Here is a 16,385-nt window from a genome sequence, read left to right on the forward strand (position 1 = left end):
AACCGGTGTCTTGCCGTGCCACTCCCCCCTCCCCGCTCATCACGCATGCGCTCGGCCGCTCCTTGCGGGCGGAGAGCATTCACGCCGTTTGGGTATCACGCTTCGATGGGCCACGCGCACATGGCCTTCGCAGGCCAGCATTTGGACAGCGCGAGCGGCAGCTACCTGCTGGGCAACGGCCACCGTGCCTACGACCCGGTCCTGATGCGTTTCAGATCTCCGGATACGCTCAGCCCCATGGGGGCAGGCGGCATCAATGCGTATGCCTACTGCGCGAACGATCCCGTCAACCGGGTCGATCCTTCGGGTCGGCTGCCGTGGCCTCAGACGATGGCCATGCAATCTTCTGGCGAACTTGTCAAACATTACTTTGCACGGCTGGGGAATGCCGTTGGTTCGCTGACGGGCGCTGCCATGGCTTTCGCCGGAATGGCGGCCGAGTACACGCAATTGCAGCGCGATCAGCCAGGTGCAAGTTTCCCAGCTGCGCATCGGTTACGCCGAATCCTTGGTTTCCACGCACTCCTCCACCCTACTTTCGCCGACTTCATCGAGTTGTTCTTGTCACCCGAAGCAGCAGGCCGCGTTGGCGTGGTCGACAACTTCGGGCTGAGCGGTTCTGTTTTTTTCATAGCCGAAGGAGGCGTAGCATTGATTTCGACCGTTCGCACCGAAGGTTTCTCGGGACTTGTGCCGACCGCACCCTCGCTACTGTATGCGGCCGGCGAGGTGACATTAGTCAACCCGGCCCGGGAAATCATAACCCATGCCAGCGATTGGGCCTGGAACTACGTCTACGAAAACATTCTCTCGGCGCAGGGAGGGCAACGCCCGCCTGCGATCACGGCGGAGGTCATACGGAGGGGCGCGTAGAATCGCCAATAGTCTTGGCAATCGCTTCGACCGTAGCCTCCACCTTCGCCTGGGCACGCGCCAGGGCTTGCTGGTGCTCGTCCTGCAACTCGATCTGCCGCGAGCATAGGTTCAACGCCGCCAGGACCAGCAGCTTGTCGCCGATCAACGTCGGGTACTGGCGCTTGGTGTCGCTCAAGGCTGCATTGAGCATGCGCGCCGCCTGGCTGAGGGTGTCTTCCTGGCCTTCCGGCGCTTTGATCGAATAGTCGACGCCCAGAATCGACACGACATTGACCGGCTGTTCCTGACGCGAGTAGTAGCTCATGCGCCGACGGTGCCGGCACCTGCGCGCTCGAGCAACGCTTGCAGGCGCGAGGTGGTGGCGCCCTGCTTCTCTTCCTGCTCCATCAGCGACAGCTGCAGGGTTTCGTTCTCTTCCTTGGCCTGGGCCAGTTCCTGGCCGAGCGCGGCGTTCTGCTCGGTCAGTTGGGTGTTCTTGTGCAGCAGGTCGTTGACCAGTTGCTCGATCTGATTAAGGGAGGCTTCCAACATGGCTCTATCTCGGGGTTGTTGCAGAGGGCGCTCACGATAAAGAAAACTGCGCGCCCCCGCCAATTAATATCGGTACGACGGGCTCAAGCGGCCCATTGACCCGACAGCGCGCGACATGTTCCCGAAAAACCTGCCGTCGATCCGAATGCCTTGCCCTGCTTGCCAGGCCGCAACGAAAACAGGCCCGTCGTGGGCCTGCTTCTGTCTGCGCCTTGCCGCTGCGCTCAATAGTCAATGCGCACATCGCCCTTGGGCACGCTGCAACACGACAGGATGTAGCCCTCGGCCTCATCGTCCTCGGTGATGCCGCCGTTGTGCTCCATCTCCACCTCGCCGCCCAGCTTGAGCACCTTGCAGGTGCCGCAGATGCCCATACCGCAGGCCTTGGGGATCATCAGGCCGACTTTCGCCGCCGCCGCATGCACGGTTTCGCCGGGGGCTATGCGAATGCTCTTCTCGCTGCCGATGAACTCCACCAGGTTGAGGTCGGATTCGTCCACTTCCGGCGCATCGGCGGCCTGCTCGGCGTTCTCGACGGCATTGGCCTTGTCTTCGGCCGGCGTGGCACCGAAGGATTCCTCGTGGTAGCGGCTCATGTCGAAGCCGACGCCTTCGAGCATGCGCTTGACCGCGTTCATGTACGGCGTCGGACCGCAGCAGAACACTTCGCGCTCCATATAGTCGGGCGCCATCAGCTCCAGCAGGCGCTGGTTCAGGTAGCCGCGGTAGCCGGCCCACGGCTCGCCCAAGCCGTGCTTCTCGCAGATGATGTGCAGCCCGAAGTTGGGGATGCGCGAAGCCATCTGTTCGAGTTCGCGGTGGTAGATGATGTCCTTGGGCGTACGCGCGCTGTGCACGAAGACCATGTCGACGTTGGCGTTGGTGTCGTAGAACCAGCGCGCCATGGACATCACCGGGGTGATACCGACGCCGCCGGAGAGGTACAGCACCTTGTTGGCCGGGAAGTCGATGGCGTTGAACAGCCCCACCGGGCCGTGCACGGCCAGCTCCTGACCTTCGTGCAAGGTGTCGTGCAGGTGGTTGGAGACATGCCCGCCCGGCACACGTTTGACGGTGATGGAGAAACTGTAGGGCACCGAGGGCGAACTGGAGATGGTGTAGGAACGCATCACCTGCTTGCCGTCGATCTCCAGTTCCAGGGTGACGAACTGTCCGGGCTTGAAGAAGAACATGATCGGCGCGTCGGCCATGAAGCAGAACGTGCGCACGTCCCACGTCTCTTGGATGACCTTGACGCAGCGCACGGTGTGGCGACCGTTGACCCAAGTCTGCGTGGTGACCGGATTGAGGAAGGTTTCGGACATGATCATCTCCAGCGGCCGACTACCGGCCTTTTTATGGTTGCGATGATGCTCAAGCCCGGAGGGTCGCACTTTCCTATCTGCGACATCGGCGTGCTTATCGCGACCAGCCCCGTAAGACAAGGCTTGGCGCGTCGGAATCAGATTGGGCCATGTCGCCCATGGATACGGTTCGCGCCTACAGTAATCGCACACTCCACCGCAAATGCACCGGCTGCTTCGACACGAATGACAGCCGGGCCGACGGCACCGCAGCACCACAACGATTAGCCACCTTTCGCCGGCCGTATCAGGCCATGAGGAACCACATGATGGACGTCACCGCAACCCTGAGCCTGGGCGATCCACTCGAACCTGCACGCAAGGCCACCGCCGAGATGCTGCAGAACCGCGAGCGTACCTATTCGCTGCCCCAGCCTTTCTACACCGACGAGCGTCTGTTCCAGATCGACATGCAGGAGATCTTCCACAAGGAGTGGCTGATCGCCGGCATGACCTGCGAAATTCCGGCGAAGGGCAACTACCTGACCCTCGAGATCGGCAAGAACCCGATCATCGTGGTGCGCGGCACCGAAGGTAAGGTGCACGCCTTCCACAACGTCTGCCGCCACCGCGGTTCGCGCCTGTGCGTACACGACAAGGGCAAGGTGGCCAAGCTGGTGTGCCCGTACCACCAGTGGACCTACGAGCTCGACGGTCGCCTGCTGTTCGCCGGCACCGAGATGGGCGTGGACTTCGACATGAAGGAATACGGCCTCAAGCCGGTCAACGTGAAGACCGCCGGCGGTTACATCTTCATCAGCCTGGCGGAGAACCCGCCCGCCATCGACGAGTTCCTGGCCACCCTGGACCACTACATGGAACCGTACGACATGGAGAACACCAAGGTCGCGGTGCAGACCCAACTGTTCGAGAAGGCCAACTGGAAGCTGGTGCTGGAAAACAACCGCGAGTGCTACCACTGCAACGGCTCGCACCCGGAGCTGCTGCAAACCCTGCTGGAGTTCGACGACACCAACGATCCGCGCGCCAGCCAGGAGTTCAAGGACCAGGTCGCCGCCTGCTCGGCCGCCTGGGAAGCCGAAAAGATCCCGTACCTGCACAAGAGCCACGGCCTGCGTAACCGCATCGTGCGCATGCCGCTGCTCAAGGGCACCGTATCGATGACCATGGACGGCAAGGCGGCGTGCAAGAAGCTGATGGGCCGCATCCAGAACCCGGACATGGGTTCGATGCGCATCTTGCACCTGCCGCACGCCTGGAACCACTGCATGGGCGACCACATGATCGTCTTCACCGTGTGGCCGATCAGCGCCCAGGAATCGATGGTCACCACCAAGTGGCTGGTGCACAAGGACGCCGTGGAAGGCGTCGATTACGACCCGGCCAACATGCGTAAGGTGTGGGACGCCACCAACGACCAGGACCGTCGCCTGGCCGAAGAGAACCAGCGCGGGATCAATTCCACCGCCTACCAGCCTGGGCCGTATTCCAAGACCTACGAGTTCGGCGTGGTGAACTTCATCGATTGGTACAGCCAGCGGGTATTGAACAACCTGGGGGCCGAGCCTGCGCCTTATCTGAAGGAAATCAACGCACAGTGATGCAACCGGCAGCGCGTGGAGCGGCCTGGGCCGTCGCACGCGCTGTCGCACCGCTCAACGCTGTCGGCCCATGCATTCAAGCACAGCTGTCTAGATGGACATGCGACGTCGTTGCCGACTGTTTGGAAAGGCGTTCGAGCCTGGGTTGGCTGCCAGGTTCCGCATTGGATTCGATGTACTCTCCATATCCACTTCGCGCGGTTGGCGAATGGACCGCAGAGCGTTCGCGACGGCGGTTTTCAAGGGCGTTATACCGGTCACGATGCCTGCCGCGTCTTTCACGACGCCTCCGATCTGCCCGGGATTGTCCCGAAGATAGGCCCAGACGACTTGGCCATCCTCTTTCAGATTCAACAGACGCTCGAAAATACTGAAGCCTCTAGCGTTCGCTTGGGTAATTTCGCTGCCCTTGATGGCCAGCGGCAAGAAGCCGTCCTGCTCGTACCATGCCATCGCCGAAGCTGCGGCCTTCAAAACTCCCTTGTTGAACTTGAAGTAGTTTTTCGCCTGCGCGGACAAACGTGGAGGCACTCCCTGGATACGCGACGTCACGACAGTCTTGAGTGTGCTGACGAAGCCATCGAGGACGTTGAGGCCACTGTCCAGAAAACTCAGCGCGATGAGCGAAACCCTGACAGGGTTGGCCCCTGTGCGATCCACATGGTTGATGGGGTCCCCCATACAGTACGCGTAGGGGTTGAGGCCGCCCTGGCCAAATGGGCTCAGCGAGTCCGGGCTGTGGAAGCGCATGAGCGATGAGTTGTAGACGCGCCGGCCATGACCGAGCAGGTACTGACCACTTACTCGGTCACGGTACTCACCGCAGTAGGCCAAGGCGGTGCCGTTGTACGCAGAGCCCGTTCCATAAGCCGCGTAGCCGTAGGAGCGGTTGGAAATGTTCATGAGTGCGACGAAAGTTCGGGATTGGAGGTAGACCTTGGTAAGGACACGCCTCGGATGATGTTGGCTGGGTTAACCTGATTCGTACGGTGTTCCGTTCTCGGCGATACCGAGGATGAAGACAAAGTGCTTAAAGATAAAACAGTGACTGAGTTGAGTTGCACATCGGGCGACAATCCGCGGTTGGCGAACACCGCACCTATATTGTGCCGAGCCGCGCTGACGAACTCGCGCGCCCCTCGACGCACAGCCGACACGAGCGTGATTGCCGACTTGGCTAGGGACGTCGCGTTGCCCAGAGTCAGCAAGCCAAGTGCTAAGGGTTCCAGCCGCGACGAGCCGCTGAACAGGATACCCACGCCTGTTATCGCCAACCCTGCTTCGGCTAATAGCTGTCGAGTGCCCCAAACAGCCGAACGGCTTTTGATCCGAGTCCCTAAGGCCACCATGGTCGCTGCGGCATAAGCCGCGACTGTAGAAGCCCGGGTTAGCTCGATCGAAGTCAAAAAGTTCGCATTAATAGGAAATCTGCCAGCGGGGTCGCTGCGATTCACAGGATCGCCAGCGCAATAGGCATAAGCGTTGATGCCACCCTTGCCGAAGGGGCTTAAGCTATCGGGACAATTGAGCCGCTTCAGTCGAGGCAGATACAGCCTATGGCCCTGCCCCAAGTGGTAACCCTCGGTGATCGCGTCACAACGCTCACCTGCGAAAGCGGTCAGCGAGCTGTCACTAGACGGACGATAGCCATACGGCGTATACGCCCGCCCGGATGAGGAAGGCGCCAAACGTGTGGGCGTTTGTCCTGTCAGCGATGAAATGGCTCGTTTCACGTTTGTCTACCTGTCTCTAAGTCGCAATGACGTTAGACCAGGACCACGTACTTAAGATACTGGTAAAACTGACAGCCAAAAGCGGGCCTCCAGGCCGGCGCGATGATTGACCCTTGGCAAGTTGGTCGATTAGCGCAACACCCCCTCCTCCACCAGCAACTTCAGAATCGCCTCGGCCCCTTCCTGCGCCGTCACGCCTTTCAAGACCTTGCCGCTGCCTCCGCTGGCCTTGGCCGTGGCCGCTTTCATCCGGTCCGCGCCGCTCTTGGCCTTGATCACCTTCAGACGCTTGGGCCGTGGGCGAGCCGGTTGCAGTTGCGCGTCGGCGAGCAGGTCGTCTTCGACCACCTCCACCTCCCGCGCCGCTAGCACACCACGGCGCGCCGGGCCGAAAGCGCTCTGCCGTGGCGTCGGTGCGGCGTTGTCGACGGTCGCCAGCAATGGCAAGCGCACCTTCAAGCGACGCCGCTGCCCGCGTGGCAAGGCTTGCAGCACCAAGGCGGTACCGTTGTCGATGGATTCGACGGCCGCCAGGCCCACGATCAACGGCCAGCCCAGCGTCTCGGCCAGCAGGAACGGCAGCATCCCGGAGCCTTCGCCGGTTTCCGCCTGGCTACCGGTCAGCACCAGTTGAGCGCCGGCATCGCGCAGATAATCGCCGAGCACGCCGACGACATCGGCGCCGGCCGGCTGCTCCAGCACATCGAGGTGGTCCAGCCCCATGCCCAGGTAGGCGCGCAGGGCTTCTTCGTGAGGATCGCCGGCGTGCACCACTTGCAGATGCTCGCCGGCCAGTTGCAGGCCCAGCTCTACCGCGCGCGCATCCTGATCGGCGCGGCGCGTGCGCCCTGAGCCGGGATGCGCGCCGATGGAAACCAGGCTGATGACTTTCGTACCCATGCTCATGCCCTCAAGCCGCGTCGCGCTGGCCGCCGCTGCGGAAGTGTTCCACCGCCTCGATCAGTGCCTGGAGAATCGCCGTGCTGTCGCCAATGATCGACAGGTCGGCGCGTTTGATCATGTCGCAGGCCGGGTCCATGTTCACCGCCACCACCTTGTCGCAGGCCGCGATGCCCTGCAGGTGCTGGACGGCGCCGGAAATGCCGACCGCCACATAGACCCGTGCCGTGACCCAAGTGCCGGTCGCACCGACCTGGCGGTTGCGCGGCATGAAGCCATCGTCCACCGCCACCCGCGAAGCGCCTTCGGTGGCACCGAGCACGGCGGTGGCACGGTGGTACAGGTCCCAGTCCTTGATGCCGCTGCCGCCCGAGACGATGAACTCGGCTTCGGCCATTGCGATGGCGGCCGGGTCCACGGCCACCGAGCCCAGGTCTTCGATGCGCGACAGGCTGCGCGCCACCGAAGCCGACAGCTCGACCGGCAAGGCTTCGTGGCGGGTGTCGCTGACCGGATCCGAGCATTCCGACGAGGCCAGGATGATCCGTGCGATGCCGCGTTGCAGGTCTTGCTGGCCGGCACCGGCACGGCCGATGCATTCGCCGTCCTTGACCTGCCACACGCGGGTGGCCGGGCGCTCGCCCATGGCCGCGGCCAGGCGCCGACCCAGCTCGCCGCCGCCGTTGCGGGTGTCGGGCAGCAGCCAGTGGCGCGGCGCGAATTGCGTGTCCACGGCGCGCAGGCCCTGTACCAGTTGTTCGGGGGCATAGCCCTTGTAGGCATCGCCGTCGAGCACCAGCAGGCGGTCCACACCGGCAGTGTCGAAAGCGCTTTCCTTGTGTTCGCCGAAGACGATGGCCAGCACCGCGCCGTCCCGGCCGGCCAGGCTGTGGGCCAGGCCCAGCAGGTCGCGGTCGTGCGGGCCGAGGCGGCCGCCGACCATGTCCGGCACCACGGCGATGTAGAAGGCGGGTTCGAGCACCTGATGCAGCGGCAGTTGCACCTCGGCGGCGGCGCTGCGCCGGCCCCCGGTGGCTGTGCCCTGCTGGGCGCCACTGCGGTCGATGCGCTTGAGGCCGTTGGGCCCCATGAAACCGGCGGCGATGGCGTGGGTGTTCTTGCGCATCAGGCCGTTGGGGCCCATCCACGAGGTCTGTTGCGTCTGCATCGCCGCGTGCAGCGGATGCAGACGGTTACGGGCGATCCACTCGGCACGTGGGTCGCGGCGGATGAGGTCGCTCATCAATGCACCTCCGCAGGTTCGCGTTTGGCCGCTTGCGGCTTGGCCGCGGCGGCAGGTTCTTCCAGCAGCACGTCGGCCACCAGCTCCGCCAGGTCCTTGATCAGGGGGCGTGGCTCGACCACCCCTTCGAGCATGGCCGTGCACTGCGGGCAACCCACGGCGACCACTTCGGCTTCGGTGCTGCGGATGTCGTCCATGCGCATGTCGGGAATCCGCTGCTTGCCGGGGATGTCGGTGATCGGCGCGCCGCCGCCACCGCCGCAGCAGCGCGAGCGGAAGCCCGAACGCTCCATCTCGCGCACTTCGATGCCCAGCGCTCTGAGCACCTCGCGCGGGGCTTCGTACTCGCCGTTGTAGCGGCCCAGGTAGCACGGATCGTGATAGGTGACGCTGCCACCCTTGTGCTGGCCGAGGTTGAGCTTGTTCTGCGCGATCAGTTCGGCGATGTAGGTGCTGTGGTGCTGTACCTGGTACTCGCCGCCCAGCGCGCCGTATTCGTTCTTCAGCACGTGGAAGCTGTGCGGGTCGCAGGTGACGATACGCTTGAAGCGGTACTTGTCCAGGGTCTGGATGTTGCGCTTGGCCAGCAGCTGGAACGTGGCTTCGTCGCCCAGGCGGCGGGCCACGTCGCCACTGTCGCGCTCCTCCAGGCCGAGTACGGCGAAGTCCACGCCCGAGGCCTTGAGCACCTTGACGAAGGCGCGCAGGGTGCGCTGGTTGCGCATGTCGAAGGCGCCGTCGCCGACCCAAAACAGCACCTCGGTGCTCTGCACGTCGGCCAGCAGCGTCAGGTTGAGATCGGCCGCCCAGTTCATCCGCCCACCGGGGTTGAAACCGCCGGGGTTGTCGGTGGCGATCAGATTGTCCAGCACCTCGGCGCCCTTGTTCGGCGTGGCGCCTTTTTCCAGGGTCAGGTGGCGGCGCATGTCGACGATGGCATCGACGTGCTCGATCATCATCGGGCATTCCTCGACACAGGCGCGGCAAGTGGTACACGACCACAGCGTTTCGGCATCGACCAGGCCGTTGACGATCGGCTGGTGCGGGTGGCCGCCGTGCTCGCCGATGGGTTTGCCCGGATACGGGCTGCCAGCGAACTTCGCGTCGGTGCCGCCGGCCAGGCCCACGACCATGTCCTGGATGAGTTTTTTCGGGTTCAGCGGCTGGCCGGCGGCGAAGGCCGGACACATGGCCTCGCACTTGCCGCACTGCACGCAGGCGTCGAAGCCCAGCAGTTGGTTCCAGGTGAAATCGGCCGGTTTTTCCACACCCAGGAGCGCGTTCGGGTCTTCCAGGTCGAGCGGCTTCAGACCGGTCGAACGGCCACCGCCGAAGCGCTCGCTACGGCGGTGCCAGGCCAGGTGCAGGGCACCGGCGAAGGCATGCTTCATCGGCCCGCCCCAGGTCATGCCGAAGAACAGTTCCGACACGCCCCACAGCACGCCCAGGCCGAGCACGGCGACCATGATCCAGCCGCCGGTGTTGGCCGGCAGGATGCCCGCGACCGGCAGCGTGGCGATGAAGAAGCTCGCGGCGAACACCAGCAGGCTCTTCGGCAGGCGCATCCACGGGCCTTTGGACAGGCGCGCGGGCGGGTCGATGCGGCGGCGGTAGACGAAGACGGCACCGGTGAACATGACAAGCGTGGCCACCAGCAGCGCGTAGCCGAGGATCCTGCTCTGCAGGCCGAAGCCATGCACCAGGATCGCCAACGCCGCCGAGAGCACGAAGCCGCCGGCGGTGGCGACGTGGGTGTTGGAGATGTACTTGTCGCGCCCGACCACATGGTGCAGGTCGACCAAGTAGCGGCGCGGCATGGCCAGCAGGCCGCCGATCAGGTTGACCGGCGAAGGCCTGCCGCGGCGCCACATGCGCACCCGGCGCACGGCGCCGAGCACGGCCAGGGCGAGCGCCGCGAACAGCAGGATGGGTATCAGGGTATTCAACATGGGAGGCTCCCACAACAGCTGGATTCTTGCGCCGCTATCAAGCGCGGCGCGGACCCTGTGGGAGCGGCTTGAGCCGCGAAAGCGCCAGATCAGACAACACCGTTTTCAGTGCTGACGCCTTCGCGGCTCAAGCCGCTCCTACAGGGGGCCAGTCCCGCCAATGATGGCGGCGTTCATGCAGGTCCATACGGGAACCAGCCCACCTGGGAAGGCGGTGCTCGTGCGGGTTTCCATAAGGGCCAGGGCCGCCAGCGACGGCGGCTTTCGAGCAGGCCCGATCAGAAGTCCTTGCACAGGCGCAGCGCGTCGTAGATCGCCGCATGCACGTTACGCTGGGCCACGCAGTCGCCGATGCGATACAGCAGGTAGCCCTCGCCCGGCTGGCTGAGGATCGGCTGCGGCTGGATCGCGAACAGGGCTTCGACGTCGATCTGGCCCTTGTTGCGCGAACCTTCCTTGAGCGCGTAGTACAACTGCTCGTCGGGACGCACGCCGTTCTCGATCACCACCTGGTCCACCACCCGCTCCTCGCGGGCGCCGGTGTACTCGTTCTCCAGTACTGCCACCAGCTTGTCGCCCTCGCGGTAGACCTTTTCCAGCATCATGTCGCCGGTCATGATCACTTCCTTGGGGTACATGCTGCGGTAGTAGGTCGGGAAGGTCGTACCGCCCATGGCCACGCCCGGCTTGATGTCGTCGGTGACGATCTCGACCTGGCTGCCCTTGTCGGCGATGAAGTCGGCCACCGACATGCCGGTGAACTCGCAGATGGTGTCGTAGACCAGCACGTTCTTGCCCGGCGCGACCTTGCCGTCGAGCACGTCCCAGCTGCTCACCACCAAGCCTTCGGCGGCGCCCCAGTGCTCGTTCTGCTCGACGAACGGATGGCCGCCGTTGGCCAGCACGATGATGTCCGGGCGCAGGTCCTGGATGGTCGCCACGTCGGCGGCCGTGCCCAGGCGCAGGTCGATCTTCAGGCGGGCGAACTCTAGCTGGTACCAGCGGGTGATGCCGGCGATCTGGTCGCGCTGCGGTGCTTTCGAGGCGGTGATGATCTGCCCGCCGATCTGTTCCTTCTTCTCGAACACGGTCACGTCGTGGCCGCGCTCGGCCGCCACACGGGCGGCTTCCATGCCGGCAGGGCCGCAACCGACCACCACCACCTTGCGCTTGGCGCCGGTGCTCTTCTCGATGATGTGCGGCACGCCCAGGTATTCACGGGAGGTCGCGGCGTTCTGGATGCACAGCACGTCCAGACCCTGGTACTGACGGTCGATGCAGTAGTTGGCACCGACACACTGCTTGATCTGGTCCACCTGGCCCATCTTGATCTTGGCGATCAGGTGCGGGTCGGCCATGTGCGCGCGGGTCATGCCGACCATGTCGACGTAGCCGCCTTCGAGGATGCGCTGGGCCTGGTTCGGGTCCTTGATGTTCTGCGCGTGCAGCACCGGAACCTTGACCACTTCCTTGATGCCGGCCGCCAGGTGCAGGAACGGCTCCGGCGGGTAGCTCATGTTGGGGATGACGTTGGCCAGGGTGTTGTGGGTGTCGCAACCCGAGCCGATCACGCCGAAGAAGTCGACCATGCCGGTGGCGTCGTAATACGCGGCGATCTGCTTCATGTCTTCGTGGCTGAGGCCGTCGGGGTGGAACTCGTCACCGCAGATGCGCATGCCCACGCAGAAGTCGTCGCCGACCTCGGCACGTACGGCCTTGAGCACTTCCATGCCGAACTTCATGCGGCCTTCGAAGCTGCCGCCCCACTCGTCGGTGCGCTTGTTGACCCGCGGGCTCCAGAACTGGTCGATCATGTGCTGGTGCACGGCCGACAGTTCGACGCCGTCCAGGCCGCCTTCCTTGGCCCGGCGCGCGGCCTGGGCGTAGTTGCCGATCACCCGCCAGATCTCTTCCGGCTCGATGGTCTTGCAGGTGGCACGGTGCACCGGCTCGCGCACGCCGGAGGGCGACATCAGGGTCGGCCAGTTGAAGCCGTCCCAGCGCGAGCGACGGCCCATGTGGGTAATCTGGATCATGATCTTGGCGCCATGCTTGTGCATGGCGTCGGCGAGGTTCTGGAAGTGCGGGATGATGCGGTCGGTCGAGAGGTTGACCGAGGCCCACCATTCCTGCGGGCTGTCGATGGCCACGACGGACGAGCCGCCGCAGATCGCCATGCCGATGCCGCCCTTGGCCTTCTCTTCGTAATACTTGACGTAACGGTCGGTGGTCATCCCGCCGTCGGTGGCGTACACCTCGGCGTGGGCGGTGCTGAGCACGCGGTTACGGATGGTCAGTTTGCCGATCTGGATCGGCTGGAACATTGCTTCGAAGGCCATGACGGTTTCTCCGGCTTACAACGGCTTTGTAACGAACAGGCCATCTTCGTGGCCTTCTTCGGATCCGCCATAGACCTGTTCGGCCACGGTGCGGATGTTGCTGCCACGGGCAGCGAGGATCTGGTCCATGGCGCCGGCGAACCAGCCGGTGAACATGTAGTCGACCTGGCGGCCGCACTTGCCGTACACGTACACGAACGCCGAGTGCTTGAGCTTGACTTCGCAGGTGCCTTTGTCGAGGTCGATGGACTGGATCTCGAACAGGCCCCAACCGCGCTGGCTCAAACGCTTCATGTAGTGCTCGAACACCGCCTCGCCTTCCAGGCCGTGGCATTCGGCTTCTTTCTCGCACCAGTGCCAGGCGGACTTGTAGCCGGCCTTGTAGAGGATTTCGGCGTACTTCTCGGCGCCCAGGACTTCTTCGATGCCCATGTGGTTGTTGACGAAGAAATGCCGCGGCACGTACAGCATCGGCAAGGCGTCGCTGGTCCAGACACCGGTCTCGCTGTCGACTTCGATTGGCAATTGCGGGGCGATCTTGGCCATGGAAACTCAACTCCAGAAATTTTTATTGGGAGGCAAAAGCCGCAGTGGCTCTTGTTTCGAATCGTTGTCGGGGAGGGTTCGGAGGGGGATGTCGAGGTGGCTGGATCGGGGCCGCTGCGCAGCCCCGGAGGTGCCTCACTCGCCCCACACGTCCTTGAGCACGTTGACCCAGTTTTCGCCCATGATCTTGCGCACCACACGTTCGGAATGGCCGCGCTTGAGCAGGGTTTCGGTCAGGTTGGGGAACTCGCCCACGGTACGGATGCCCAGCGGGTTGATGATCTTGCCGAAGCTGGTCAGGCGGCGGGCGTAGCCTTTGTCGTGGGTCAGGTATTCGAAGAATTCCTTGCCATGGCCCTGGGTGAAGTCGGTGCCAATGCCGATGGCGTCTTCGCCGACGATGTTCATGGTGTACTCGATGGCCTCGGCGTAGTCGTCGATGGTCGAGTCGATGCCTTTGGCCAGGAAGGGCGCGAACATGGTCACGCCGACGAAACCGCCGTGGTCGGCGATGAACTTCAGCTCTGCGTCGGACTTGTTGCGCGGGTGCTCCTTGAGCCCCGACGGCAGGCAGTGCGAATAGCAGACCGGCTTCTTGGATTCGAGGATGACTTCCTCGCTGGTCTTGGAACCGACATGGGACAGGTCGCACATGATGCCGACGCGGTTCATCTCGGCGACGATCTCGCGACCGAAGCCCGACAGCCCGCCATCGCGCTCGTAGCAGCCGGTGCCGACCAGGTTCTGGGTGTTGTAGCACATCTGCACGATGCCCACGCCCAGCTGCTTGAAGATCTCCACGTAGGCGATCTGGTCTTCGAAGGCATGGGCATTCTGGAAGCCGAAGAGGATGCCGGTCTTGCCCTGTTCCTTGGCCTTGCGGATGTCGGCGGTGGTGCGCACCGGCATCACCAGGTCGCTGTTCTCGCGGATGAGTTTCTGGCTGGCGGCGATGCTGTCGACGGTCGCCTTGAAGCCTTCCCAAACCGATACCGTGCAGTTGGCGGCGGTCAGGCCGCCTTTGCGCATGTCTTCGAACAGTTCGCGATCCCACTTGGCGATGATCAGGCCGTCGATGACGATGCTGTCGGCGTGAAGTTCGGCTGGGCTCATCAGGCTGTCCCCTTTTATCGAATGTTGGCGCCAAGGCTTGTGCCGGCGCTTTGGGGGCAGCATATGCCTGTCACTTGCGACGCCCCGATACAAAAACGACAGGGGGTTTGCCGAAAGCGTCAAGGCCCGACGAAGAGCGCTCTGGCGCGGGCTGCGGCGATGAGAGCCAGTCTCGATAACGCCGCCGGAGGTCGTTTTCGATGAAGATTGGCCGCGCCGTCTACCGGCCTTGCCGACCCTCTGCGAGAATCGTCCGACCGCTCACCGATGGACCTGGAGAAACCCGATGAAAGCGATGGCATGGCTGGTCCTGATGGGCGTGATGATGGGTGCCCAGGCCGGCGAGGAAGACAGCACGCCGTGCGACACCGTCGACACCGAGCAGCAGGCCCAGGCCTGCGCCGCCTTCAACCGGCAGACAGCCGAGCGTGAATTGAAGGCGGCGTTCGACGAGTTGCTCGCACGCGTCGACGAGCAGGCTGCCGGGCAAACCGCGCAGGCCCATGAGCTGACCGCCCGCCTGCAAGCGGCGCAGACCTTGTGGACACAACTGCGCGACGCCGACTGCAAGGTCGAGACCTACGCCGAGAAGCCGGGCAGCAAGGCCTTCGAAGCGGCGTGGAACACCTGCCTGGCGCAGCGCAGCGACGACCGTTCCGAATATTTGCAGTCGCTGGTTCAGCAGTGAGATAGCCTGCGCAGCAGTGTCAATGGCTGCGATCGCTTTCCGTCAGGTGCTTGGCGGTGCCCGAGACAGGGCCGCGCTGCCGCGCATCGCGGCTGGATCGGAATGCCGAACCACCGCTCCTATACGACGGTCGCCTGAGACGATTGCCTATAACTCCAAAATTGCTCATGGGGCGCCTGTCGGAATAGCCGACTCGCGCTTCGATCAGCCGCGGCGGGCAACGATGTCGCCCTGGCCCAGCAACTCACTACCCCTCGATTACCACCCCAGCGCCCCTTTCTCCACCCGTCACTCACCCCGCCGTGCTTCGCGCGGGCAATGGCCGAAGCGCCGTTTATAGCAGCGGGTGAAATACGACCCCAGCTCGAACCCGCACGCCAAGCCCACCTGGGTCACGCTCAAGTCGCTCTGGCGCAGCAGCTGCCGCGCCTTGTCCAGGCGTAGCGCCAGATAGAAGCCGCTCGGGGTCTGCGCCAAGTGCAGGCGGAACAGGCGTTCGAGCTGACGCCGGGTGACACCCGCCGCCTGGGCCAGGGCCAAGGTGTCGAGCGGCGTTTCCAGATGTTTTTCCATGGCGCCGATGGCCTGCACCAGCTTCTTGTTGCGCAGGCCATAGCGCACGGCGATCTCCATGCGCTGGTGGTCTTGTCGGGGGCGGATGCGCCCCAGCACGAACTGCTCCGACACCTGTACCGCCAGCTCGCTGCCGTGGGCCTGGGCGATCAGGTCGAGCATCAGGTCGATGGACGCCGTACCGCCGGCACAGGTGATGCGCCGGCGGTCGATTTCGAACAGTTCCTGGGTGGCTTGCGTGGTGGGATAGCGTTCGCGGAAAGCCTCCAGCGCTTCCCAGTGCACCGTGGCCCGATAACCGTCCAGCAACCCGGCTTCGGCAAGCACCATCGCGCCGGTGTCGATACCACCCAACGTCACCCCGGCGTGCTCGCGCTTGCGCAAGGCGTGCTGCAACGCCGGACCGAAACTGCGCAGCGGCTCGAAGCCGGCCACCACCAATAGCAGACGCCCGGCTTCGCCTTCCTCCAAGGCTTGGTCGGCATTCACCGACATGCCGTTGCTGGCCTGCACGGCGCTACCGTCCAGGCTCAGCACACGCCAGCGGTACAGATCCTGGCGAAAGCGATTGGCCACGCGCAGCGGTTCGATGGCGCTGATGAAGCCCATGGCCGAGAAGCCCGGCAATAGCAGCAAGTCGATGGTGTCGGGCATCTCGGCCTCTGGGGTGTGTCGATGGAGGGGCGCCGCCGCGCGTTGGAATCCCTGGCCACGTTTGTAAGGGCCGTGCGCTGCCGTAGCGCCGCTGCGTTCGAAGAGCCCTTCGGGCGACATCGAGAACGCAGGTAGCCGCTACGGTGCAAATCCTGGTCGCCAGCGAGCGCTCGCCCGGCGCCCTGCCAGCGTAGTCCGAAGACCCATCCGGGCGACACCTAAAACGCAAGTGGTCGCCACAGTGCAAATCCTCGTCGCCAACGTGCGCTTGCCCGGCGAGTCGCCAGCGTAGCGTGTATTCACGGTCCGTAGAG

At 63.9% G+C, this 16,385-nt stretch carries 15 protein-coding genes; 3 read left to right on the plus strand and 12 right to left on the minus strand.

The features are described 5' to 3' along the window. The first annotated feature begins 45 nt into the window (after positions 1–45). Entirely contained in the window at positions 46–873 is an 828-nt protein-coding gene (locus B4M43_RS09460; RefSeq protein ID WP_296266398.1) for an RHS repeat-associated core domain-containing protein, read from the plus strand. Here B4M43_RS09460 and B4M43_RS09465 read toward each other — a convergent pair. The 3 genes from B4M43_RS09465 to gbcB form a co-directional block, all read right to left on the minus strand. Next, entirely contained in the window at positions 854–1,180 is a 327-nt protein-coding gene (locus tag B4M43_RS09465) for a cell division protein ZapA (protein ID WP_296266400.1), read from the minus strand. The two genes, B4M43_RS09460 and B4M43_RS09465, sit on opposite strands and share 20 nt — an antisense overlap. Then, positions 1,177–1,407, minus strand: a complete 231-nt coding sequence (locus B4M43_RS09470) for a hypothetical protein (RefSeq protein WP_296266401.1) — start codon at positions 1,405–1,407, stop codon at positions 1,177–1,179. The genes B4M43_RS09465 and B4M43_RS09470 overlap by 4 nt, the downstream gene beginning before the upstream one ends. A 224-nt stretch (positions 1,408–1,631) precedes the next feature. Continuing rightward, the gene (gbcB, locus tag B4M43_RS09475; protein ID WP_296266403.1) at positions 1,632–2,732 is read right to left on the minus strand and encodes a glycine-betaine demethylase subunit GbcB; all 1,101 of its coding nucleotides are present in this window, start codon (positions 2,730–2,732) and stop codon (positions 1,632–1,634) included. Positions 2,733–3,040: 308 nt separating this feature from the next. Between gbcB and gbcA the strand changes: the two genes are divergently transcribed. Beyond that, entirely contained in the window at positions 3,041–4,333 is a 1,293-nt protein-coding gene (gbcA, locus tag B4M43_RS09480; RefSeq protein WP_296266405.1) for a glycine-betaine demethylase subunit GbcA, read from the plus strand. 90 nt (positions 4,334–4,423) lie between these two features. Here the strand turns inward: gbcA and B4M43_RS09485 are convergent, their stop codons facing one another. The 8 genes from B4M43_RS09485 to B4M43_RS09520 all read right to left on the minus strand — a co-directional run bounded on the left by B4M43_RS09485 (position 4,424) and on the right by B4M43_RS09520 (position 14,156). Further along, a complete protein-coding gene (locus B4M43_RS09485) occupies positions 4,424–5,236 on the minus strand; it encodes an RHS repeat-associated core domain-containing protein (RefSeq protein WP_296266407.1) in 813 nt (270 codons plus the stop codon). Continuing rightward, on the minus strand, positions 5,233–6,066 hold the full coding sequence (locus B4M43_RS09490; protein WP_414707826.1) for an RHS repeat-associated core domain-containing protein: 834 nt from the start codon (positions 6,064–6,066) through the stop codon (positions 5,233–5,235). Before B4M43_RS09490 ends, B4M43_RS09485 begins: the two co-directional genes overlap by 4 nt. Positions 6,067–6,195: 129 nt before the next feature. Next, the gene (locus B4M43_RS09495; RefSeq protein WP_296266408.1) at positions 6,196–6,966 is read right to left on the minus strand and encodes an electron transfer flavoprotein subunit beta; all 771 of its coding nucleotides are present in this window, start codon (positions 6,964–6,966) and stop codon (positions 6,196–6,198) included. A gap of 10 nt (positions 6,967–6,976) precedes the next feature. Further along, positions 6,977–8,209 carry an electron transfer flavoprotein subunit alpha/FixB family protein gene (locus tag B4M43_RS09500; protein ID WP_296266410.1) on the minus strand — a complete coding sequence of 411 codons (1,233 nt, stop codon included), beginning with the start codon at positions 8,207–8,209 and terminating at the stop codon, positions 6,977–6,979. Continuing rightward, entirely contained in the window at positions 8,209–10,158 is a 1,950-nt protein-coding gene (gene dgcB / locus B4M43_RS09505) for a dimethylglycine demethylation protein DgcB (RefSeq protein WP_296266412.1), read from the minus strand. Before dgcB ends, B4M43_RS09500 begins: the two co-directional genes overlap by 1 nt. A 278-nt stretch (positions 10,159–10,436) precedes the next feature. Continuing rightward, positions 10,437–12,497: a dimethylglycine demethylation protein DgcA gene (gene dgcA, locus B4M43_RS09510; RefSeq protein ID WP_296266415.1), complete on the minus strand. Its 2,061-nt coding sequence runs from the start codon at positions 12,495–12,497 to the stop codon at positions 10,437–10,439. Between the two features lie 15 nt (positions 12,498–12,512). Next, positions 12,513–13,043 carry a DUF5943 domain-containing protein gene (locus B4M43_RS09515; protein ID WP_296266416.1) on the minus strand — a complete coding sequence of 177 codons (531 nt, stop codon included), beginning with the start codon at positions 13,041–13,043 and terminating at the stop codon, positions 12,513–12,515. 135 nt (positions 13,044–13,178) lie between these two features. Continuing rightward, the gene (locus tag B4M43_RS09520) at positions 13,179–14,156 is read right to left on the minus strand and encodes a dipeptidase (protein WP_296266418.1); all 978 of its coding nucleotides are present in this window, start codon (positions 14,154–14,156) and stop codon (positions 13,179–13,181) included. A 286-nt stretch (positions 14,157–14,442) separates the two neighbouring features. Between B4M43_RS09520 and B4M43_RS09525 the strand changes: the two genes are divergently transcribed. Next, positions 14,443–14,844, plus strand: coding sequence for a lysozyme inhibitor LprI family protein (locus tag B4M43_RS09525; RefSeq protein ID WP_296266420.1), 402 nt, complete (start codon positions 14,443–14,445; stop codon positions 14,842–14,844). Positions 14,845–15,132: 288 nt separating this feature from the next. On the opposite strand, the gene B4M43_RS09530 is transcribed toward B4M43_RS09525, so the two are convergent. Continuing rightward, positions 15,133–16,071 carry a GlxA family transcriptional regulator gene (locus tag B4M43_RS09530; RefSeq protein WP_296266421.1) on the minus strand — a complete coding sequence of 313 codons (939 nt, stop codon included), beginning with the start codon at positions 16,069–16,071 and terminating at the stop codon, positions 15,133–15,135. Positions 16,072–16,385: the final 314 nt, after the last annotated feature.

Origin of the sequence: Pseudomonas sp. UBA6562 (assembly GCF_002434265.1) — a bacterium.
Taxonomy (GTDB): domain Bacteria; phylum Pseudomonadota; class Gammaproteobacteria; order Pseudomonadales; family Pseudomonadaceae; genus Aquipseudomonas.